The organism is Enterobacter sp. BNK-8 (genome assembly GCF_048685095.1).
GTDB lineage: Bacteria > Pseudomonadota > Gammaproteobacteria > Enterobacterales > Enterobacteriaceae > Enterobacter > Enterobacter quasiroggenkampii.
Genome location: NZ_JBLQTN010000001.1, coordinates 3,217,522 through 3,239,414, shown reverse-complemented (window position 1 = coordinate 3,239,414; position 21,893 = coordinate 3,217,522). Strand labels below are relative to the sequence as shown.

Annotated in this window: 21 protein-coding genes; 18 read left to right on the top strand and 3 right to left on the bottom strand. The window is 56.7% G+C overall.

Annotated features, from left to right (window positions below; all coding sequences use genetic code 11):
- Positions 1-190 precede the first annotated feature (190 nt).
- The 12 genes from rseD to acpS all read left to right on the top strand — a co-directional run bounded on the left by rseD (position 191) and on the right by acpS (position 9,603).
- Positions 191-274 carry a rpoE leader peptide RseD gene (gene rseD / locus ACMGGU_RS15600; RefSeq protein ID WP_223605340.1) on the top strand — a complete coding sequence of 28 codons (84 nt, stop codon included), beginning with the start codon at positions 191-193 and terminating at the stop codon, positions 272-274.
- Positions 271-846, top strand: coding sequence for an RNA polymerase sigma factor RpoE (gene rpoE / locus ACMGGU_RS15595; protein WP_006176728.1), 576 nt, complete (start codon positions 271-273; stop codon positions 844-846). Before rseD ends, rpoE begins: the two co-directional genes overlap by 4 nt.
- A gap of 31 nt (positions 847-877) precedes the next feature.
- Positions 878-1,528, top strand: coding sequence for an anti-sigma-E factor RseA (gene rseA / locus ACMGGU_RS15590; RefSeq protein WP_008502186.1), 651 nt, complete (start codon positions 878-880; stop codon positions 1,526-1,528).
- Positions 1,528-2,481, top strand: coding sequence for a sigma-E factor regulatory protein RseB (gene rseB / locus ACMGGU_RS15585; protein ID WP_023308851.1), 954 nt, complete (start codon positions 1,528-1,530; stop codon positions 2,479-2,481). The genes rseA and rseB overlap by 1 nt, the downstream gene beginning before the upstream one ends.
- Positions 2,478-2,954 carry a SoxR-reducing system protein RseC gene (rseC, locus tag ACMGGU_RS15580; protein WP_032653064.1) on the top strand — a complete coding sequence of 159 codons (477 nt, stop codon included), beginning with the start codon at positions 2,478-2,480 and terminating at the stop codon, positions 2,952-2,954. Before rseB ends, rseC begins: the two co-directional genes overlap by 4 nt.
- Before the next feature lie 184 nt (positions 2,955-3,138).
- The gene (lepA, locus tag ACMGGU_RS15575) at positions 3,139-4,938 is read left to right on the top strand and encodes a translation elongation factor 4 (protein ID WP_008502183.1); all 1,800 of its coding nucleotides are present in this window, start codon (positions 3,139-3,141) and stop codon (positions 4,936-4,938) included.
- Between the two features lie 15 nt (positions 4,939-4,953).
- Positions 4,954-5,928, top strand: coding sequence for a signal peptidase I (gene lepB / locus ACMGGU_RS15570; RefSeq protein WP_420300709.1), 975 nt, complete (start codon positions 4,954-4,956; stop codon positions 5,926-5,928).
- Positions 5,929-6,150: 222 nt separating this feature from the next.
- Positions 6,151-6,831, top strand: coding sequence for a ribonuclease III (gene rnc, locus ACMGGU_RS15565; RefSeq protein ID WP_003860711.1), 681 nt, complete (start codon positions 6,151-6,153; stop codon positions 6,829-6,831).
- Positions 6,828-7,733 carry a GTPase Era gene (era, locus tag ACMGGU_RS15560; protein WP_262797269.1) on the top strand — a complete coding sequence of 302 codons (906 nt, stop codon included), beginning with the start codon at positions 6,828-6,830 and terminating at the stop codon, positions 7,731-7,733. Before rnc ends, era begins: the two co-directional genes overlap by 4 nt.
- A gap of 17 nt (positions 7,734-7,750) precedes the next feature.
- The gene (recO, locus tag ACMGGU_RS15555; protein WP_023333058.1) at positions 7,751-8,458 is read left to right on the top strand and encodes a DNA repair protein RecO; all 708 of its coding nucleotides are present in this window, start codon (positions 7,751-7,753) and stop codon (positions 8,456-8,458) included.
- A 33-nt stretch (positions 8,459-8,491) separates the two neighbouring features.
- Entirely contained in the window at positions 8,492-9,223 is a 732-nt protein-coding gene (gene pdxJ / locus ACMGGU_RS15550) for a pyridoxine 5'-phosphate synthase (RefSeq protein ID WP_045908533.1), read from the top strand.
- Positions 9,223-9,603, top strand: coding sequence for a holo-ACP synthase (gene acpS, locus ACMGGU_RS15545; RefSeq protein WP_008502178.1), 381 nt, complete (start codon positions 9,223-9,225; stop codon positions 9,601-9,603). The genes pdxJ and acpS overlap by 1 nt, the downstream gene beginning before the upstream one ends.
- On the opposite strand, the gene ACMGGU_RS15540 is transcribed toward acpS, so the two are convergent.
- Entirely contained in the window at positions 9,600-9,860 is a 261-nt protein-coding gene (locus ACMGGU_RS15540; protein ID WP_008502177.1) for a YfhL family 4Fe-4S dicluster ferredoxin, read from the bottom strand. The two genes, acpS and ACMGGU_RS15540, sit on opposite strands and share 4 nt — an antisense overlap.
- A gap of 46 nt (positions 9,861-9,906) precedes the next feature.
- A complete protein-coding gene (locus tag ACMGGU_RS15535; RefSeq protein WP_045908534.1) occupies positions 9,907-10,755 on the bottom strand; it encodes a MurR/RpiR family transcriptional regulator in 849 nt (282 codons plus the stop codon).
- Between the two features lie 117 nt (positions 10,756-10,872).
- On the opposite strand from ACMGGU_RS15535, the gene murQ reads away from it, so the two are divergent.
- Genes murQ through tadA form a run of 4 tightly spaced genes read left to right on the top strand, consistent with a single transcriptional unit; the run spans position 10,873 to position 14,342 of the window.
- Positions 10,873-11,766: an N-acetylmuramic acid 6-phosphate etherase gene (gene murQ, locus ACMGGU_RS15530; protein WP_045908535.1), complete on the top strand. Its 894-nt coding sequence runs from the start codon at positions 10,873-10,875 to the stop codon at positions 11,764-11,766.
- An 11-nt stretch (positions 11,767-11,777) separates the two neighbouring features.
- Positions 11,778-13,139, top strand: coding sequence for a PTS transporter subunit EIIC (locus tag ACMGGU_RS15525; RefSeq protein ID WP_045908536.1), 1,362 nt, complete (start codon positions 11,778-11,780; stop codon positions 13,137-13,139).
- Between the two features lie 3 nt (positions 13,140-13,142).
- Positions 13,143-13,778, top strand: coding sequence for a phosphatidylglycerophosphatase C (yfhb, locus tag ACMGGU_RS15520; RefSeq protein WP_045908537.1), 636 nt, complete (start codon positions 13,143-13,145; stop codon positions 13,776-13,778).
- A 57-nt stretch (positions 13,779-13,835) separates the two neighbouring features.
- On the top strand, positions 13,836-14,342 hold the full coding sequence (tadA, locus tag ACMGGU_RS15515; protein WP_214608234.1) for a tRNA adenosine(34) deaminase TadA: 507 nt from the start codon (positions 13,836-13,838) through the stop codon (positions 14,340-14,342).
- Here the strand turns inward: tadA and mltF are convergent.
- Positions 14,230-15,780, bottom strand: a complete 1,551-nt coding sequence (mltF, locus tag ACMGGU_RS15510; protein ID WP_048029578.1) for a membrane-bound lytic murein transglycosylase MltF — start codon at positions 15,778-15,780, stop codon at positions 14,230-14,232. The genes tadA and mltF overlap by 113 nt on opposite strands.
- 267 nt (positions 15,781-16,047) lie before the next feature.
- On the opposite strand from mltF, the gene purL reads away from it, so the two are divergent.
- Together purL and qseE are read left to right on the top strand one after the other, a co-directional pair.
- Positions 16,048-19,935, top strand: a complete 3,888-nt coding sequence (gene purL / locus ACMGGU_RS15505; protein ID WP_262797265.1) for a phosphoribosylformylglycinamidine synthase — start codon at positions 16,048-16,050, stop codon at positions 19,933-19,935.
- Between the two features lie 530 nt (positions 19,936-20,465).
- Entirely contained in the window at positions 20,466-21,893 is a 1,428-nt protein-coding gene (gene qseE / locus ACMGGU_RS15500; RefSeq protein WP_262781313.1) for a two component system sensor histidine kinase QseE/GlrK, read from the top strand.

Below are 21,893 nucleotides of genomic sequence, written 5' to 3'. Positions count from 1 at the left end.
TTAGCGTCAGATTTTGTGATGAAATAAAGACTGGGTTGCGTTACTCTTCTGGCGGGAAAAAGATGTTTCTTGTCAGAAAGTGGTGCGTATCGTGAACAGACTTATAATGAGAGAAAATGAACAGTCTGCGGCGCGATGAACAAAAACAAAGGCGTTACGGAACTTATTGAAGATCAGACACTCTAATTCGGTGCTTGCTCAAAGTGCGGTATTTTTAGAGTGGCGTTTCGATAACGCGTGGAATTTAGGTTTGGGGAGACATTACCTCGGATGAGCGAGCAGTTAACGGACCAGGTCCTGGTTGAACGGGTCCAGAAGGGAGATCAGAAAGCCTTTAACTTACTGGTGGTGCGCTACCAGCATAAGGTGGCGAGCCTGGTTTCCCGCTATGTACCGTCAGGCGATGTGCCTGATGTGGTGCAAGAGTCTTTTATTAAGGCCTATCGCGCGCTGGATTCGTTCCGGGGAGATAGTGCTTTTTATACCTGGCTGTACCGTATTGCGGTCAATACGGCAAAGAATTATCTGGTCGCTCAGGGCCGTCGTCCGCCTTCTAGTGATGTGGACGCAATCGACGCCGAAAACTTCGAAAGTGGCGGCGCATTGAAAGAAATTTCGAACCCTGAGAACTTAATGTTGTCAGAAGAACTGAGACAAATCGTTTTTCGCACGATCGAGTCGCTCCCGGAAGATTTACGCATGGCAATTACGTTACGGGAGCTGGATGGTCTGAGCTATGAAGAGATAGCCGCTATCATGGATTGTCCGGTCGGCACGGTACGTTCACGAATTTTCCGTGCGCGAGAAGCTATTGATAATAAAGTTCAACCGCTTATCAGGCGTTGACGATAGCGGGATACTGGAAAAGGTATTAGGCATGCAGAAAGAAAAACTTTCCGCTTTAATGGATGGTGAAACGGTGGATAGTGAGCTGCTCAACGAGCTGTCTCATTCTCCCGAAATGCAAGAGACCTGGGAGAGTTACCATCTCATCCGTGACACCCTTCGCGGTGACACCGGCGAGGTTCTCCATTTCGATATCTCAGCCCGCGTCATGGCGGCGATTGAGAATGAGCCTGTTCATCAGACCACTCCGCTGATTCCTGAAGCTCAACCCGCGCCTCACCAGTGGCAGAAAATGCCATTCTGGCAAAAGGTGCGTCCGTGGGCCAGCCAGCTTACACAAATGGGTGTGGCTGCATGCGTATCGCTTGCAGTTATCGTTGGCGTCCAGCACTATAATACTCAGTCTGAAACTAATCAGCAGCCAGAAGCGCCAGTGTTTAACACACTGCCGATGATGGGCAAAGCCAGCCCGGTAAGCCTGGGCGTACCGGCTGATGCTTCCGCCAGCGGCGGCCAGCAACAGCAGGTTCAGGAGCAGCGCCGTCGCATTAATGCGATGTTGCAGGATTACGAGTTGCAGCGTCGTCTGCACTCTGAACAGCTTCAGTTTGAGCAGGCGCAGACACAGCAAGCTGCTGTGCAGGTGCCCGGAAACCAAACTTTAGGAACGCAATCGCAGTAATGAAGCAACTTTGGTTCGCCATGTCTCTGATGGCGGGTAGCCTGTTCTTCTCTGCCAACGCCTCGGCTGATGTATCATCCGGGGCGTTGTTGCAGCAAATGAATCTGGCCAGCCAGTCACTCAATTACGAGTTGGCATTTATCAGCATCAATAAGCAGGGCGTCGAGTCGTTACGCTATCGCCATGCCCGTCTTGATAACCAGCCGCTCGCCCAGCTTTTACAGATGGATGGCCCGCGTCGGGAAGTTGTCCAGCGTGGTAACGAAATCAGCTATTTCGAGCCCGGCCTGGAGCCTTTCACGCTGAATGGCGACTATATCGTTGATTCTCTGCCGTCACTCATTTACACCGACTTCAAACGGCTGGCCCCTTACTACGATTTTATCTCGGTAGGGCGTACGCGTATTGCGGACAGACTGTGTGAGGTGATCCGCGTTGTCGCCCGGGATGGAACGCGCTACAGCTATATTGTCTGGATCGACGCGGAAACCAAACTCCCCATGCGTGTAGATCTGCTTGATCGTGACGGTGAAACGCTGGAACAGTTCCGCGTTATCTCCTTCAGCGTGAACAATCAGGTTGGCAACAGCATGCAGAATCTGGCTAAGGCCAGCCTGCCGCCGCTGCTTTCCGTTCCGGCAGGCGATTCCGTTAATTTCAACTGGGTACCTGCCTGGATCCCACAAGGGTTTAGCGAAGTGTCCAGCAGCCGTCGTCAGCTGCCAACGATTGAAACGCCGGTGGAATCGCGCCTTTATTCCGATGGTTTGTTCAGCTTCTCGGTGAATATCAATCGCGCAACGGCAAACAGCGCCGAACAAATGCTGCGTACCGGGCGCCGTACGGTGAGCACAACGGTACGCGATAACGCAGAGATCACCATTGTAGGTGAACTTCCTCCGCAAACGGCGAAGCGCATCTCCGACAGCATTAAATTCAGGGCCGCACAATGATCAAAGAGTGGGCGACGGTAGTCTCGTGGCAAAACGGCATTGCGCTGGTGAGTTGCGATGTAAAAGCCTCATGTAATAGCTGCGCATCCCGAGCCGGTTGCGGCAGCCGCGTGCTGAATAAGCTCGGGCCGCAAACATCGCACACGATTTCTGTGCCAAGCGAACAGCCGCTGATGGCCGGGCAGAAGGTTGAACTCGGCATCGCGGAAGGCAGTCTGCTCAGCTCCGCCATGCTGGTCTATCTCTCTCCGCTGATCGGGCTGTTTATTATGGGCGGCGTTTTCCAGATGCTGTTTGGCACCGACGGAGCCGCCATGTGCGGTGCCGCATTAGGTGGTCTGGGGGGATTCTGGCTTGCCAAAGGCCTCTCCCCGACGCTTGCCGCGCGCGAGGAGTGGCAGCCTGTCATTCTCAGCGTTGGGCTGGCGCCAGACCAGCTTCGCGTCGAGACGCTCTCTTCTGAGGCCCGGTGATTCATCGGGCTTTATCATTTTTACGTCTTAAAACAGAAAACGTCCTTTCTTCACGCTATACCTGGCGCTAAGTCCATTTCCAGGTAGCGGAGATGTAGTGTAGAATGCTGCGTTTTCGCACTGAAAAACGTCAGGCTAAGAACAGCGGCCTCCAGGAATTCGTAAGGCATAATTATTTAACTATATGAAGAACATACGTAACTTTTCGATCATTGCTCACATTGACCACGGTAAGTCGACGCTGTCTGACCGTATTATCCAGATTTGCGGTGGCCTGTCTGATCGTGAAATGGAAGCCCAGGTTCTGGACTCCATGGACCTGGAACGCGAACGCGGTATCACCATCAAAGCGCAGAGCGTCACGCTGGATTACAAGGCGGCTGATGGCGAAACCTATCAGCTGAACTTTATCGACACCCCAGGCCACGTTGACTTCTCCTATGAGGTTTCACGCTCGCTCGCGGCCTGTGAAGGCGCGCTGCTGGTAGTCGATGCCGGGCAGGGCGTAGAAGCCCAGACCCTGGCAAACTGCTACACCGCGATGGAAATGGACCTCGAAGTTGTGCCGGTTCTGAACAAGATTGACCTGCCAGCCGCCGATCCTGAGCGCGTCGCGGAAGAGATTGAAGATATTGTCGGCATTGACGCGACCGATGCCGTGCGCTGCTCTGCTAAAACCGGTGTCGGCGTGACCGACGTGCTGGAACGCCTGGTGCGTGATATTCCGGCCCCGGAAGGCGATCCGGATGCCCCGCTGCAGGCGCTGATTATCGACTCCTGGTTCGATAACTATCTGGGCGTTGTCTCCCTGGTGCGTATTAAAAACGGCACCATGCGCAAAGGCGACAAAATCAAGGTTATGAGTACCGGACAGGTCTACAACGCCGACCGTCTGGGTATCTTCACGCCAAAACAGGTTGACCGTACCGAGCTGACATGCGGCGAGGTAGGCTGGCTGGTATGCGCTATCAAAGACATCCTCGGTGCGCCGGTGGGCGATACCCTGACCGGTGCGCGTAACCCGGCAGAAAAAGCGCTGCCGGGCTTTAAAAAGGTGAAGCCGCAGGTTTACGCGGGCCTGTTCCCGGTCAGCTCTGACGACTATGAAAACTTCCGTGATGCGCTTGGCAAGCTGAGCCTGAACGATGCCTCCCTGTTCTACGAGCCAGAAAGCTCAACGGCGCTGGGCTTCGGCTTCCGCTGTGGCTTCCTCGGTCTGCTGCACATGGAGATCATTCAGGAGCGTCTGGAGCGTGAATACGATCTGGACCTGATCACCACCGCGCCGACGGTAGTGTATGAAGTTGAAACCACCTCGAAAGAAGTGATCTACGTCGACAGCCCGTCCAAGCTGCCGCCGCTGAACAATATTCACGAGCTGCGTGAGCCTATTGCCGAATGTCACATGCTGCTGCCGCAGGAATTCCTCGGTAACGTCATTACGCTGTGTATTGAGAAGCGCGGCGTGCAGACCAACATGGTTTACCACGGTAACCAGGTCGCGCTGACCTATGAAATCCCGATGGCGGAAGTGGTACTCGACTTCTTCGACCGTCTGAAGTCCACCTCCCGTGGCTATGCGTCACTGGATTACAACTTCAAACGCTTCCAGGCCTCCAACATGGTGCGTGTAGACGTGCTGATCAACGGCGAGCGTGTGGATGCGCTGGCGCTGATCACCCACAACGACAATGCGCCATACCGTGGTCGCGAGCTGGTTGAGAAGATGAAAGATCTGATCCCGCGTCAGCAGTTCGATATCGCGATTCAGGCTGCCATCGGCAACCACATTATCGCGCGTTCCACCGTGAAACAGCTGCGTAAAAACGTTCTGGCGAAGTGCTATGGCGGTGACGTCAGCCGTAAGAAAAAGCTGCTCCAGAAGCAGAAAGAAGGTAAGAAGCGTATGAAGCAGGTCGGTAACGTCGAGCTGCCGCAGGAAGCATTCCTTGCCATCCTTCATGTTGGTAAAGACGGCAAATAACCCTAAGGAGTTGGCATGGCGAACATGTTTGCCCTGATCCTGGTCATTGCTACCCTGGTGACAGGTCTGCTGTGGTGTCTGGATAAGTTTATTTTCGCCCCAAAACGTCGTGAACGTCAGGCTGCCGCACAGGCAGCTACTGGCGATGGGATTGACGCGAAAACCCTGAAGAAAGTCGGCCCGAAGCCGGGCTGGCTGGAAACGGGCGCCTCGGTATTTCCGGTGCTGGCGATTGTGCTGGTGGTACGTTCGTTTATTTACGAACCGTTCCAGATCCCATCAGGCTCAATGATGCCAACGCTGCTGATTGGTGATTTTATTCTGGTAGAGAAGTTTGCCTACGGCATTAAAGATCCTATCTACCAGAAAACGCTGATCGAAACCGGCCATCCGAAACGTGGCGACATCGTGGTGTTCAAATATCCGGAAGATCCGCGCCTGGACTACATCAAGCGCGCGGTAGGTCTGCCGGGTGACAAAGTCACTTACGATCCGGTTGCGAAAGAAGTCACCGTTCAGCCAGGCTGCAGCTCCGGTACCGCCTGTGAAAACGCGCTGCCAATCACCTACTCAAACGTTGAGCCAAGTGATTTTGTGCAGACCTTTGCCCGTCGTAACGGCGGCGAAGCGACCAGCGGATTCTTCCTGGTACCGAAAGGCGAAACCAAAGATAACGGTATCCGTCTGGTTGAGCGCAAAGAGACGCTGGGTGACGTGACGCACCGAATCCTCACCGTGCCAATCGCGCAGGATCAGCTGGGTATGTACTATCGCCAGCCGGGCCAGCAGCTGGCGAGCTGGATTGTACCGCCAGGACATTACTTCATGATGGGTGACAACCGCGATAATTCCGCGGACAGCCGTTACTGGGGCTTTGTGCCGGAAGCGAATCTGGTCGGTAAAGCCACCGCCATCTGGATGAGTTTTGAGAAACAGGAAGGCGAATGGCCGACCGGTGTTCGCCTGAATCGTATTGGCGGAATCCATTAATTCTCACTAAATGAACGTGTAGCCGCTAATTAAAGCGGCTACACGAATTATTTCACCGATAAATCTCTTCGAACTAACGACATCCCCTGTCGTTGTGTATAGAATATTCCCCCGAAGTTTAAGGTTGGCCCTGCAAGGGTGCCACGGCACACGAAACCGCGTTGGTTTTCTCAGGTCGGTTTCGTGTGCTGCATTTTTGACGCATTCATTTATTGGTATCGCATGAACCCCATCGTAATTAATCGGCTTCAACGGAAGCTGGGCTACACTTTTCATCATCAGGAGTTGTTGCAACAGGCATTAACCCACCGCAGTGCCAGCAGCAAACATAATGAGCGTCTCGAGTTTTTAGGCGACTCTATTTTAAGTTTCGTGATTGCGAATGCGCTTTATCATCGTTTCCCGCGCGTGGATGAAGGGGATATGAGCCGCATGCGTGCCACGCTGGTTCGGGGTAATACCCTTGCGGAAATCGCGCGTGAATTTGAACTGGGCGAATGTCTGCGTCTTGGGCCGGGTGAACTGAAAAGCGGCGGCTTCCGTCGTGAATCTATTCTTGCCGATACGGTCGAAGCATTAATTGGTGGTGTGTTCCTGGACAGCGATATCCAGACCGTAGAAAAGCTGATCCTGAACTGGTATCAGACCCGTCTGGACGAAATCAGCCCGGGCGATAAACAAAAAGATCCGAAAACGCGTCTGCAGGAATATTTGCAGGGTCGTCATCTGCCGCTGCCGTCTTATCTGGTGGTGCAGGTTCGCGGCGAAGCGCACGATCAGGAATTTACCATCCATTGCCAGGTCAGTGGCCTGAGTGAACCGGTGGTAGGCACAGGTTCAAGCCGTCGTAAGGCTGAACAGGCTGCCGCCGAACAGGCGTTAAAAATGCTGGAGCTGGAATGAGCGAAGAAAAAACCTATTGCGGATTTATTGCCATCGTCGGACGTCCGAACGTTGGCAAATCCACCCTGCTGAATAATCTGCTTGGGCAGAAGATTTCCATCACCTCGCGTAAGGCGCAGACCACGCGTCACCGCATCGTCGGCATCCATACTGAAGGCGCGTATCAGGCGATCTACGTCGATACCCCGGGCCTGCACATGGAAGAGAAGCGTGCCATCAACCGCCTGATGAACAAGGCGGCGAGCAGCTCGATCGGCGACGTAGAGCTGGTGATTTTCGTTGTGGAAGGCACCCGCTGGACGCCGGACGACGAGATGGTGCTGAACAAGCTGCGTGACGGCAAAGCGCCGGTCATCCTCGCGGTCAACAAGGTTGATAACGTGCAGGAAAAGGCCGACCTGCTGCCGCATCTGCAGTGGCTCGGTAGCCAGATGAACTTCCTCGACATCGTTCCCCTGTCTGCTGAGACCGGCCTGAACGTGGATACCATCGCGGGCATCGTGCGTAAGCATCTCCCGGAAGCGATTCACCACTTCCCTGAAGAGTACATCACCGATCGTTCTCAGCGCTTTATGGCGTCTGAAATCATCCGTGAAAAGCTGATGCGTTTCCTGGGTGCTGAACTGCCGTACTCTGTGACGGTGGAGATCGAGCGTTTCCAGAGCAACGAGCGTGGCGGCTACGACATCAACGGCCTGATCCTCGTTGAGCGTGAAGGGCAGAAGAAGATGGTGATCGGCAACAAAGGCGCCAAGATCAAAACTATCGGCATTGAAGCCCGTAAGGACATGCAGGAGATGTTCGAAGCGCCGGTTCACCTCGAACTGTGGGTGAAAGTGAAATCTGGCTGGGCCGATGATGAGCGTGCTCTGCGCAGCCTCGGTTACGGCGAAGACCAGTAACTCAAGACGACGAGCATATGGATGGATGGCAGCGTGCCTTTGTCCTGCATAGTCGTCCCTGGAGCGAAACCAGCCTGATGCTGGACGTCTTCACGGAAGAGTCTGGCCGCGTGCGCCTTGTTGCAAAAGGCGCACGTTCCAAACGTTCTAACCTGAAAGGTGCCTTACAGCCTTTCACGCCGCTGCTGGTACGTTTTGGTGGGCGAGGGGAAGTCAAAACCCTGCGCAGCGCCGAAGCCGTCTCCCTGGCGCTTCCTCTCTCGGGCATCACGCTCTACAGCGGCCTGTATGTCAATGAACTCATCTCACGCGTTCTTGAACATGAAACGCGCTTCTCTGAACTTTTCTTTGATTATCTGCACTGTATCCAGGCGCTGGCTGGCGCAACCGGCACGCCCGAGCCTGCGCTGCGGCGTTTTGAACTGGCGCTGCTTGGCCATCTTGGGTACGGGGTCGATTTTCTGCACTGTGCGGGCAGCGGTGACGAAGTGGAAGACACCATGACCTACCGCTACCGCGAAGAAAAGGGCTTTATTGCCAGCATCGTGATCGACAACAGCACCTTTACCGGGCGCCAGCTCCGGGCGCTGTATGAGCGCGAGTTTCCCGATCAGGATACCCTGCGCGCAGCAAAACGCTTTACCCGGATTGCCCTCAAGCCGTATCTTGGCGGCAAGCCCTTAAAGAGCCGCGAATTATTCAGGCAGTTTGTGCCGAAACGTTAGACTACAGAATCGAAAAGAAAACCGAGGATTGTCATGGCTGAATTACTGTTAGGCGTCAACATCGATCACATCGCCACGCTGCGTAATGCGCGCGGCACGGCGTATCCCGATCCGGTTCAGGCGGCGTTTATCGCTGAACAGGCTGGCGCCGACGGCATTACCGTTCATCTGCGTGAAGACCGTCGCCACATCACCGACCGCGACGTACGCATTCTGCGCCAGACGCTGGATACCCGTATGAATCTGGAGATGGCGGTTACCGAAGAGATGCTGGCGATTGCCTGTGAGACCCAGCCGCACTTCTGCTGCCTGGTGCCGGAAAAACGCCAGGAAGTGACGACCGAAGGCGGTCTGGATGTGGCCGGTCAGCTCGACAAAATGCGCGATGCCTGCAAGCGCCTGGCGGATGCCGGTATCCTGGTTTCGCTGTTTATTGACGCCGATTTCACCCAGATTAAAGCGGCAGCCGACGTGGGCGCGCCGTATATCGAAATTCACACCGGCTGCTATGCCGATGCCAAAAATGATGAAGAGCAGGCGAAAGAGCTGGAGCGTATTGCTAAAGCGGCCACCTACGCGGCGAGCCTGGGTCTGAAGGTCAATGCCGGTCACGGCCTGACCTACCATAACGTGAAGCCCATTGCCGCCATCCCGGAAATGCACGAGCTGAACATCGGTCACGCGATTATTGGCCGTGCGGTGATGAGCGGCCTGAAAGAGGCGGTCTCAGAGATGAAACGCCTGATGCAGGAAGCGCGTCAGTAATGGCCATTCTGGGCTTAGGCACCGATATCGTTGAAATAGCTCGCATTGAAGCGGTGATCGCCCGCAGCGGCGATCGCCTCGCAAGACGCGTGCTGAGCGATAACGAATGGGCCATCTGGGAAGCGCATCAGCAGCCTGTGCGTTTCCTGGCGAAGCGCTTTGCGGTAAAAGAGGCGGCCGCCAAAGCCTTCGGAACCGGCATTCGTAACGGTCTGGCGTTCAACCAGTTTGAAGTGTTTAACGATGAGCTGGGTAAGCCAAGCTTGCGCTTATGGGGCGAGGCGCAAAAGCTGGCCGAGAAGCTGGGCGTGAATCACGTGCACGTGACGATCGCCGATGAGCGCCACTATGCCAGCGCAACGGTGATCATCGAAAGTTAAAGTTTGTCCGCGTGGTGCATCAGGACAAACTTATCCCATAGCTGCTCTTCGCTCTCGACGTGTGCCGGATCCTTCAGGATGGTATTGGGGATCGGGCACACTTTCTGACAGGTCGGCGTTTCATAGTGGCCGATGCATTCGGTGCAGCGGTCGCTGTTAATCTCATAAATGCTGTCGCCCATCGAAATGGCCTGGTTCGGGCATTCGGGCTCGCACATATCGCAATTAATGCATTTTTTGGTAATTAACAGCGCCATCAGGAAATTCTCAGAAACAACACAAACTGGGCGGGCATTATACGCGTCAAACCAGTTTCTTTACCAGTTCTTCGCTGTGGCGAATGCGCTCGGGCGCACGCTCCAGATCCTGCTGCACCAGCGCCATAAACAGCAGGTCCGTCAGCATCATTTGTGCGCTTGTGGACGAGATAGCCGCACTGCGCGTGGCCTGTTCCTCGGCAATGGTATATAAACAGCGCGTGGCCCGCTGCTGCAGGGCATTCGGCGTAAAACCGGTGATCGCCAGAATTTTACCGCCGACGCGCAGGACTTCATCGGTGGCCATGTTGATCTCGCGGCGCTCGCCGGAATAGGAGATCGCCAGCAGCAGATCGTCAGGATCCATCGCCTGTACGGTCGCCAGCAGGGCGTGCATATCCTGTTCGACGATGGCGTTAAGGCCAATTTTTGTCAGCTTCCAGCCAAAGTTACGCGCCACAAGTCCGGACGCGCCGATGCCGGTCAGAATGATTCGCCGCGCGCCGCGCAGCATCGCCACGCTCTCCAGCAGCTTCTCTTCCGTATTCACATCGAGCGTCGCATGCATGGCCGCCACGTTCTCTTTGATCAGCTTTTCGCCGACCAGCCGCATCGGATCGTCTCCGCGGATCTGATTATGCACCGGCATGGACTGCGGATTGGGGTTACTGACCAGCGCTTCACTGATCGCCAGCTTGAGGGCGGGGAATCCCTTAAAGCCAATCTTCTGCGCAAATTTCACCACGCTGGACTGGCTCACCCCGGCTTCACTCGCCAGCTGCTGCGAGCTGAGATGGCGCGCGTGATCGGGTTGAGAAAGCAGAAAATCCGCCAGCTTCTTGTCGCTTTGGGCAAAGCCTGCGTAGCGCTGGCGAATGCGAATTAAACAGTTCATACGGTCTCCTGGCGAAAATGTGATTATCTGCGCAAATACGGATTTTGCTCGCCTGAATGAATTTTATATTCCATTATAGTGTGATTATTATGAATTAAAAATTCTTGAGGTACAAAAATGAATCTTGGCTCACTTGTTTCTGAAACGCGTAACCCGCAAACCATGGATCTGGATGCGCTCTCCACCCTGGAGCTGGTTAACCGCTTTAATCAACAGGATACGCTGGTCGCGCAGGCAGTGAAAGAGACATTACCTGAGGTGGCGAAAGCGGTAGATGCGGCGGCGGAAGCCCTCAAGGCAGGTGGACGTATTATTTACATGGGGGCGGGGACCAGCGGGCGTCTTGGGGTCCTGGACGCGTCAGAATGTCCGCCCACCTTTGGAGTGCCGCATGGTCTGGTGGTTGGGCTGATTGCCGGTGGACCCGGTGCGCTGCTGAAAGCCGTTGAAGGGGCGGAAGATAACAAACAGCTGGGCGAGGATGACCTGAAGGCGCTGAATCTGACGGCGAAGGATCTGGTGGTCGGGCTGGCGGCATCCGGGCGCACGCCGTACGTGATTGGCGGGCTGGAATACGCTAACCAGACCGGCTGCACGACGGTCGCCATCTCCTGTAACCCTGGCTCACCGATTGCACAGGTGGCCGCTATCGCTATCTCTCCGGTGGTTGGGCCGGAAGCGCTCACCGGCTCCACGCGCCTGAAATCCGGGACCGCGCAAAAGCTGGTGCTCAATATGATCTCCACCGGCGCGATGGTGAAGTTCGGCAAGGTGTATCAGAACCTGATGGTGGATATGCAGGCCACCAACGTCAAGCTGGTGGACAGAGCCTGCCGCATGGTGATGGAGGCGACGGGCGCAGGGCGTGAAGAGGCGGAAGCGGTGCTCAAACAGACCGATCACGATGTTAAGCCTGCCATTCTGATGATCTTAAGCGGGCTGGATGCGGCGAGCGCGAGAGCCAAACTCGATGCGCATAACGGCTTCTTACGGGCGGCATTAGAAAACTAACAGAGGCGTGTATGGACAAAACAGCAGCGCTCGCCAGCGGTATCCTGCAGGGGATCGGTGGGGAAAAAAATATTCAGCGTCTCGAAAACTGCATGACGCGCGTACGCGTCGAGGTGCATAACGACGACCAGCTTGACGTGCCACGTCTGAAGCAACTGTCCGGGGTCAGCGGCTACGTGAAACAGGGTCAGCAGCATCAGCTGATTGTCGGCCCGGGGAAAGCGGCGCAGGTTGTCGATGCCATGCGGGCGCTGATGGGCGTTAGCGCGAGCGTGTCGATTGACGATGCTGAGCGCACCAAAGCGCAGGTGAAGGCCAAATATAAAGCCCCGATGAGCGACGCGCTGCGACAGCTCGCAAACGTCTTTATTCCGCTGATCCCGGCGTTTATTGCTTCGGGCCTGATCACCGGGATCATCAATATCCTCAAGCGACCGGATATTGTGGGGGATTTCGCCACGCAGTATCCGAACCTACTGGGGATTCTTGGGATCTTCGGCAGCGCGGTGTTCGCCATCATGAACATTCTGGTCGGGGTCAATACCGCGAAGGTGTTTGGCGGATCGCTGGCGATGGGCGGGGTGATGGCGGGCATCTTGTCCAGCCCGCAGCTGGCGCAGATCACGCTGTTTGGTGAGGCGCTTCAGCCGGGCCGCGGCGGGGTGATCGCGGTGCTGCTGGTGGTCATCCTGATGTGCTGGATCGAGAAACGGCTGCGCGCGGTTCTGCCAGGCTCGATTGAGCTGATTCTCAACCCGCTGCTGACTACGCTGATTACCGGTAGCGTAGCGATTGTCGCCCTCCAGCCGTTAGGCGGGTGGATCTCTGAAGCCATCGCCCACGGTGCGTCGCTGGCGATTGACCGCGGCGGCCTGTTAGTGGGCGCGGTGCTGTCGGGTACTTTCCTGCCGCTGGTGCTGACCGGGCTGCATCAGGGTCTGGTGCCGATCCACGTCGAGCTGGTGCAGGCGCATGGCTATAATGCGCTGCTGCCTATCCTGTCGATGGCGGGGGTAGGGCAGGTCGGCGCGGCAATTGCGGTACTGATGAAAACCCGCAACGCGCGTCTGAAAAAGGTGATTAAAGGCGCACTCCCGGTCGGCCTGCTCGGTATTGGCGAGCCGCTGATTTTTGGCGTCACACTGCCGCTGGGTAAACCGTTCCTCGCGGCCTGTCTGGGCGGCGCGGTAGGCGGGGCGCTGATCAGCTACTGGAAGGTCGCAACCGTTATTACCTTTGGCATTTCGGGTTTACCGCTGGCATTAACCATCGTGACCGGAAAAGTGATGCTCTATCTGTTAGGCTATTTAGTAGCGGTGATCGCCGGGTTCCTGTTTACCTGGCTATTAGGATTCAACGACCCAGAGGAGTAAGGTTTGGCAAATCACGCGCGTCGCGTTGTCTTTTTCGACCTGGATGGCACGCTGCATCAGCAGGATATGTTTGGTACGTTTATGCGTTACCTGCTGCGGCGTCTACCTCTGAATGCGCTGCTCGTGCTACCGCTCTTACCGGCGATCGGTATCGCGCTGCTGGTGAAAGGCCGTGCGGCGCGATGGCCGATGAGCCTGTTGCTGTGGGGATGTACGTTTGGGCACAGCGAAGCGCGGCTTAAACAGCTGGAGCAGGATTTTGCGCACTGGTTTCGCGGCCACGTTGCCGCCTTTCCGGTGGTGCAGGCGCGCCTTACGGGCTATCTCGACGCGAATGATGCGGACATCTGGCTGATTACCGGCTCCCCGCAGACGCTGGTGGAGCAAGTCTATTTTGATACCCCCTGGCTTCCGCGCGTGAATCTTATTGCCACGCAAATTGCCCGCGGCTACGGAGGTTGGGTGCTGACGATGCGCTGCCTGGGACATGAAAAAGTGGTCCAGCTGGAGAAACGCATCGGTACGCCGCTGCGCCTGTACAGCGGCTACAGCGACAGTAAACAGGACAACCCGCTGCTCTATTTTTGCCAGCACCGCTGGCGCGTTACGCCATCAGGTGAACTCCAGCAACTCGAATAGTCTTATCCATAATCGGCGTGTATAATGCGCCCCGCTTTTCGACTGGAGTATCAACCGTTGTCCAACCCTGAACTCGACCATGAATACTGGATGCGCCATGCGCTGACGCTGGCTCAGCGTGCCTGGGACGAGGGCGAAGTGCCCGTGGGCGCCGTGCTGGTCCACAATAACCAGGTGATTGGTGAAGGGTGGAACCGTCCCATTGGCCGCCACGATCCGACGGCGCACGCCGAAATCATGGCGCTTCGTCAGGGCGGTCTGGTGCTGCAAAACTATCGCCTGCTTGATACCACGCTGTATGTGACGCTGGAGCCGTGCGTAATGTGCTCCGGGGCGATGGTACACAGCCGGATCGGGACTCTGGTCTTCGGTGCGCGGGATGAAAAAACCGGCGCGGCCGGTTCACTGATGGACGTGCTGGGTCACCCGGGGATGAACCACCAGGTGAAGACTATCGGCGGGGTGCTTGCACCAGAGTGTTCGGGGCTATTAAGCGATTTCTTTCGAATGCGCCGTCAGCAGAAAAAGCAGCAAAAGGCAGAATTGAAGCCGTCGGCCGATTAAGCTCATCCGGCGCCACGACAGGGTAGCTTTGGGCCAGCTGTTTGGCCTCTGTCGCCTCTTTCTCTTTCTCCAGCAGATACCCGACCAGGCTAATCTGATATTTACGGATATTTTCCACGTAGGCGTAGGCTTCATGCCCGCGCGCGTAGCCGTACGTCAGCTTGTTATACCATGGCTTCTGGCTTAGCAGCGGCAGCCGCTGCTTTACGTCTGACCAGCTGTCCGGGTTGCCTTTCGTTTTTGCCGTCAGCGCTCGCGCATCCAGCATATGCGCATAGCCCATATTGTAGGCCGCCAGCGCGAACCAGATCCGCTCCTCTTCCGGCACCGTTTCCGGGACTTTGGCCATCATATCCTGCAGGTAGCGCGCGCCGCCGCTGATGCTCTGTTCCGCATCGGTACGGTCATTGACGCCCAGGCTCAGCGCGGTATTTTTGGTTAACATCATCAAACCACGTACGCCAGTCGGAGACGTGGCCTGGGTATCCCAGTGGGATTCCTGATAAGAAATAGCCGCCAGCAGTTTCCAGTCAATTTCCTGGGCGTATTTTTCGAACAGCGGCTGCAGGTCCGGCAGGACACTGTCTACCGCACGCAGGAAGCTGCGGGTGTCAACGTAGTCAAAGTCATCACCATGCCCGAGGTACTTCTCCTCCAGGCGCGCCAGCGTACCGTCTTCATTCATGGTGTTGAAGAAATCGAGCATCGCGGCAGAGAGGGTCTGATCGTCATCGAGCTGAGTAAACCAGGTCACAGGCTGCTCGTCGGTGACGTCCAGCGCCACGGCGATTTCTGGATGTACCCGCTGGAACAGGCTGATCGCGACCGAATCGGCGATGGTATAGGGGACTTTCTGATCTTTTACCTGCTCCAGCAGCTCCGTCGTGCCGAGTTTCGCATCCACCGTCCAGCTCAGGTCCGGATATTTCTTCTCCTTGAGCTCACGCAGATCGTCAATCACCACGTGACCGGGGGCAATCGTCAGCTGCCGATCGTTAATCGAGGCCAGCGAGCGCGGGCGCAGACTCCCGACGCGATAAACCAGCTGCTGCGAAACGGAGTAGTAGGTCGGGCCTGGCTGGTAGTTTTTGCTGCGCTCGCTGTTATACACCAGCCCAGCGGCAAGCATATCGGCATCGTCGTTATCGAGGTCATCAAACAGCTGGTTGATATTCTGGCGGACGGTGATTTTTAGCTTCACGCCAAGATAATCGGCGAACTGTTGTGCCAGTTCATAATCCAGACCAATGATTTTGCCGTTGATGTCGCTGTAAATCAGCGGAGAGTTAAGGGTACTGACGCGCAATTCCCCCCGCTCCTGAATGGCGGCGATACGGTTTTCGGCTTTGCCGATCCAGGGGAGGGAAGGCCAGAGGGCCACTGCCAGCAGCAACGTTACAATGCCGATGAGCAGATAATTAATCTTTAATTTTTTCAATTAGTTAATTCTCTGCGACGCCGGTTGCCTCAGTCTGCTGTAGCCATGTTAACAATAAGGTTTGCCATTGAATGAGCGGCATTTTGCGTAAACTTGCGCCACTTGGCAACCAATTAGAGAGACAGGTCACATCTATTGTTAAATCTCTTCGTCAATTTTATTTCGACGCAAACGGTTTCGTCGGCGCTCAGGATTCTCTATAATGACGCCCGTTTTCCCCCCTTGCGCACACTGTAAGCGCCCCGGCGCTTCGAAGACGAGAGACTTATGATGGAAATTCTGCGTGGTTCGCCTGCACTGTCTGCCTTCCGTATTACCAAACTGCTGGCACGTTTTCAGGCGGCCGACCTTCCGGTAAGCAATATTTACGCTGAGTATGTCCATTTTGCTGACCTGAATGCCCCCCTGAATGCAGAGGAGCGCGTACAGCTGGAACGCCTGCTCAAGTATGGCCCAAGCCTCAGCAGCCATACGCCAACCGGCAAACTGATCCTTGCGACGCCGCGTCCGGGCACCATCTCCCCCTGGTCTTCCAAAGCCACCGACATCGCCCACAACTGTGGCCTGAGCCAGATTAACCGTCTGGAGCGTGGCGTGGCGTACTACGTGGAAGCCTCTACCCTGAGCGACGCGCAGTGGCAGGCGGTTGCGGCTGAACTGCACGACCGCATGATGGAGAGCGTGTTTGCCTCTCTCGATGACGCGCAGAAGCTTTTCTCCCACCATCAGCCTGCGCCGGTACAGAGCGTGGACCTGCTGGGGCAGGGCCGTCAGGCACTGATTGACGCCAACCTGCGTCTCGGCCTGGCGCTGGCAGAAGACGAAATCGACTACCTGCAGGATGCGTTCGTTAAGCTCAACCGTAACCCGAACGACATCGAGCTCTATATGTTCGCGCAGGCGAACTCTGAGCACTGCCGTCACAAGATTTTCAATGCCGACTGGATTATTGACGGCGAACAGCAGCCAAAGTCGCTGTTCAAAATGATCAAAAACACCATGGAGCAAACCCCTGACCACGTGCTGTCTGCCTATAAAGACAACGCCGCGGTGATGGAAGGTTCCGAGGTGGGCCGCTTCTTCGCCGATCGCGAAGCAGGGCGCTATGACTTCCATCAGGAGCCCGCGCATATCCTGATGAAGGTTGAAACCCACAACCACCCGACCGCGATCTCCCCGTGGCCGGGGGCGGCGACCGGCTCCGGCGGTGAAATCCGTGACGAAGGGGCGACCGGTCGTGGTGCAAAACCCAAAGCGGGTCTGGTCGGTTTCTCCGTCTCCAACCTGCGTATCCCGGGCTTTGAACAGCCGTGGGAAGAAGATTTCGGCAAGCCAGAGCGCATTGTGACCGCGCTGGATATCATGACCGAAGGCCCGCTGGGCGGCGCGGCGTTTAACAACGAATTTGGTCGTCCGGCGCTGAACGGTTACTTCCGTACCTATGAAGAGAAAGTGGACAGCCACAACGGCGAAGAGCTGCGCGGCTACCACAAACCGATCATGCTGGCGGGCGGGATCGGCAACATCCGTGCCGATCACGTGCAGAAAGGCGAGATCGTCGTCGGCGCGAAGCTGATCGTGCTCGGCGGCCCGGCGATGAACATCGGTCTGGGCGGCGGTGCGGCCTCTTCGATGGCCTCCGGCCAGTCTGATGCGGATCTCGACTTCGCGTCCGTGCAGCGTGACAACCCTGAGATGGAGCGTCGCTGCCAGGAAGTGATCGACCGCTGCTGGCAGCTGGGCGATGCTAACCCGATCCTCTTTATCCACGACGTGGGCGCGGGCGGTCTGTCCAACGCCATGCCGGAGCTGGTGAGCGACGGCGGTCGCGGTGGCCGTTTCAACCTGCGCGATATCCTGAGCGATGAGCCGGGCATGAGCCCACTGGAAATCTGGTGTAACGAATCCCAGGAGCGCTACGTGCTGGCCGTTGCGGCGGATCAGCTGCCGCTGTTTGACGAGCTGTGCCGCCGCGAGCGCGCGCCGTATGCCGTCATCGGTGAAGCGACCGAAGAGCAGCACCTGACTCTGAGCGACACCCATTTCGACAACCAGCCGATCGATCTGCCGCTCGACGTTCTGCTCGGTAAAACACCGAAGATGACCCGCGACGTGCAGACCCGTAAAGCGGCGGGCAAAGCGCTGGATCGCCAGGGCATTACCGTGGCTGAAGCCGTTAATCGCGTGCTGCACCTGCCAGCTGTTGCTGAGAAAACCTTCCTGGTGACCATCGGCGACCGTACCGTGACCGGTATGGTATCCCGCGATCAGATGGTTGGCCCGTGGCAGATCCCGGTGGCGAACTGCGCCGTGACCACCGCGAGCCTCGACAGCTACTACGGCGAAGCGATGGCGCTGGGTGAACGCACCCCGGTCGCGCTGCTGGACTTCGCGGCCTCTGCCCGTCTGGCGGTCGGTGAAGCGCTGACCAACATTGCCGCCACGCAGATTGGCGACATCAAACGTATCAAGCTGTCCGCAAACTGGATGGCCGCTGCCGGTCACCCAGGCGAAGACGCTGGCCTGTATGAAGCCGTGAAGGCGGTGGGTGAGGAGCTGTGTCCTGCCCTCGGCCTGACCATTCCGGTGGGCAAAGACTCCATGTCGATGAAAACCCGCTGGCAGGAAGGTAACGAGCAGCGCGAGATGACCTCCCCGCTGTCGCTGGTGATCACCGCGTTTGCCCGCGTGGAAGACGTACGTCACACCGTTACGCCGCAGCTGGCGACCGAAGATAACGCCCTGCTGCTGATTGACCTGGGTAAAGGCCACAACGCGCTGGGCGCCACCGCGCTGGCGCAGGTTTACCGTCAGCTTGGCGATAAGCCAGCCGACGTGCGCGACGTGGCGCAGCTGAAAGGCTTCTACGACGCCATCCAGGCGCTGGTGGCGCAGCGTAAGCTGCTGGCCTACCACGACCGTTCCGACGGCGGCCTGCTGGTGACCCTGGCTGAGATGGCCTTCACCGGCCACTGTGGGGTTGAAGCCAACATCGCTACGTTGGGCGAAGATCGTCTGGCGGCGCTGTTTAACGAAGAGCTGGGCGCCGTGATTCAGGTGCGTGCGGCAGATCGCGACGCGGTTGAAGCGATTCTGGCGCAGCACGGTCTGGCTGACTGCGTGCACTATCTGGGTAAAGCCGTTCAGGGCGATCGCTTCGTCATTGAAGCTGACGGTCACGCCGTGTTCAGCGAAAGCCGCACCACGCTGCGCATGTGGTGGGCGGAAACCACCTGGCAGATGCAGCGCCTGCGTGATAACCCGGAATGTGCCGATCAGGAGCACAACGCGAAGGCCAATGACCAGGATCCAGGCCTGAACGTGAAGCTCTCCTTCGACATCAACGAAGACATCGCCGCGCCGTACATTGCGACCGGTGCGCGTCCGAAAGTGGCCGTGCTGCGCGAGCAGGGCGTTAACTCCCACGTTGAGATGGCTGCCGCCTTCCACCGCGCGGGCTTTGACGCTATCGACGTTCACATGAGCGACCTGCTGGCCGGACGTACCGGTCTGGAAGATTTCCAGGCGCTGGTGGCGTGCGGTGGTTTCTCCTACGGTGACGTGCTGGGTGCGGGCGAGGGCTGGGCGAAATCTATCCTCTTCAACAGCCTCGTGCGCGACGAGTTCGAAACCTTCTTCCATCGTCCGCAGACCCTGGCGCTGGGCGTGTGTAACGGCTGCCAGATGATGTCTAACCTGCGCGAGCTGATCCCGGGCAGCGAAGCCTGGCCGCGCTTTGTGCGTAACCAGTCTGACCGCTTTGAAGCGCGCTTCAGCCTGGTGGAAGTGACCCAGAGCCCGTCTCTGCTGCTGCAGGGAATGGTCGGTTCACAGATGCCAATCGCGGTGTCCCACGGCGAAGGTCAGGTCGAAGTGCGTGATGCCGCGCATCTGGCTCAGCTGGAGAGCAAAGGTCTGGTAGCGCTGCGCTTTGTCGATAACTTCGGCAAGGTCACGGAAACCTACCCGGCCAACCCGAACGGTTCGGTGAACGGTATTACCGCGGTAACCAGCGAAAGCGGTCGTGCAACCATCATGATGCCGCACCCGGAACGCGTGTTCCGCACCGTGAGCAACTCCTGGCACCCGGAAAACTGGGGCGAGGACAGCCCGTGGATGCGTATCTTCCGCAACGCGCGTAAGCAGCTGGGTTAAGTTTAGCGTCCTGACTGTAGGCCCGGTAAGCGCGAGCGCCACCGGGCTTTTTTGTCTCTGTCGCAAAATCGCGACAACACTTTAGTTTGGGTGTCTCCAAAAGGAGACATTTAACTTATTGATTTATATGCAGCAGGAAAGGTTTCCGCTAAGGTGTTGCTAAACAGCGACACTTAGCCTGAAAATCATTCAACCGATAACGAACGGGTTAAACGAGTAAAAATCATATATTTCAAGGTGTTAATTTTTTGTTTTGCATTCTGGCACGAGTGTTGCATAATATTAACCAGTGGCTCATTCACCTTCTTATGTCAGCCCCTTCGGGACGTGCTACATAAACTTCGAATGACGCACAAAAAGGTGCCTGCCGTCCAACTACTGATCATAGCGATGCTTTATCAGGCCAGGGCGAAACGTCGAGTTAGGCACCGCCTCATTCCATGACAAAGCCGGGTTTTTACCCGGCTTTGTTGTATCTGAAGGGCAGACTCAGTTACGCTCTGCGTAAACCCCATTAAGAGAGTAATGCGTTGAAACGCTGGCCCGTTTTTCCCCGCTCCCTGCGACAGCTCGTCATGATGGCCTTTCTGCTGATCCTGCTGCCGTTGCTGATCCTTGCCTGGCAGGCGTGGCAAAGCCTGAACGCGCTGAGCGCGCAGGCGGCATTAACCAACCGCACGACGCTCATTGACGCCCGGCGCAGTGAGGCCATGACCAACGCCGCCCTGGAGATGGAGCGCAGCTATCGTCAGTACTGCGTGCTTGACGATCGCACGCTGGAAAAGGTGTACCAGAGTCAGCGCAAGCGCTACAGCGAAATGCTGGATGCCCACGCCGGCGTATTGCCTGACGACAAGCTGTATCAGGCGTTACGTCAGGATCTGAACGATCTCGCACAGCTGCAGTGCCAAAATAGTGGACCCGATGCCGCCGCCGCCGCGCGCCTGGAAGCCTTCGCCAACGCGAACACCGAGATGGTGCAGTCAACGCGCACGGTGATTTTCTCGCGCGGCCAGCAGCTTCAGCAGGAGATCGCCGAGCGCGGCCAGTTCTTCGGCTGGCAGGCGCTGGTGCTGTTCCTCGTGAGCCTCGGGCTGGTTCTGCTCTTTACCCGCATGATCATCGGCCCGGTGAAGGGCATTCAGCGGATGATCAACCGCCTGGGGGAGGGGAAATCACTCGGAGATACGGTCGCCTTTAAAGGTCCCCGCGAGCTGCGATCCGTAGGCCAGCGCATTATCTGGCTGTCCGAGCGCCTGGCGTGGCTTGAATCACAGCGTCATCAGTTCCTGCGCCATATCTCCCATGAGCTTAAAACGCCGCTCGCCAGCATGCGCGAAGGGACGGAACTGCTGGCGGACGAAGTGGCAGGGCCGCTTACGCCCGAACAGAAAGAAATTGTCGAGATCCTGGATAACAGCAGCCGCAATCTGCAGAAGCTGATTGAGCAACTGCTGGATTACAACCGCAAGCTGGCTGACGGGGCGGTTGTACTGGAAAACGTCGACATTGAACCGCTGGTGGATATGGTGATCTCCGCCCATAGCTTGCCAGCAAGAGCTAAAATGATGCATACCGGTGTAGAGCTGAATGCGCCGACCTGTCTCGCTGAACCCATGCTGCTAATGAGCGTGCTGGATAATCTTTATTCCAATGCGGTGCACTATGGTACTGAATCCGGTAACATTTATATCCGAAGCTATACGAAGGGTTTCCGGGTGTTTATAGACGTCGCTAACACCGGCACCCCGATCCCCGATGACGAAAAAACCATGATCTTCGAGCCCTTTTTCCAGGGGAGTCATCAGCGGAAAGGTGCGGTGAAAGGCAGTGGTCTGGGCTTAAGCATCGCCCGGGACTGCATACGACGCATGCAGGGTGAGCTAAACATTGCCACGGACGAACGTTCGGATGTTTGCTTCCGTATTGAACTGCCCCTGAGCCGGAAAAATCAATAA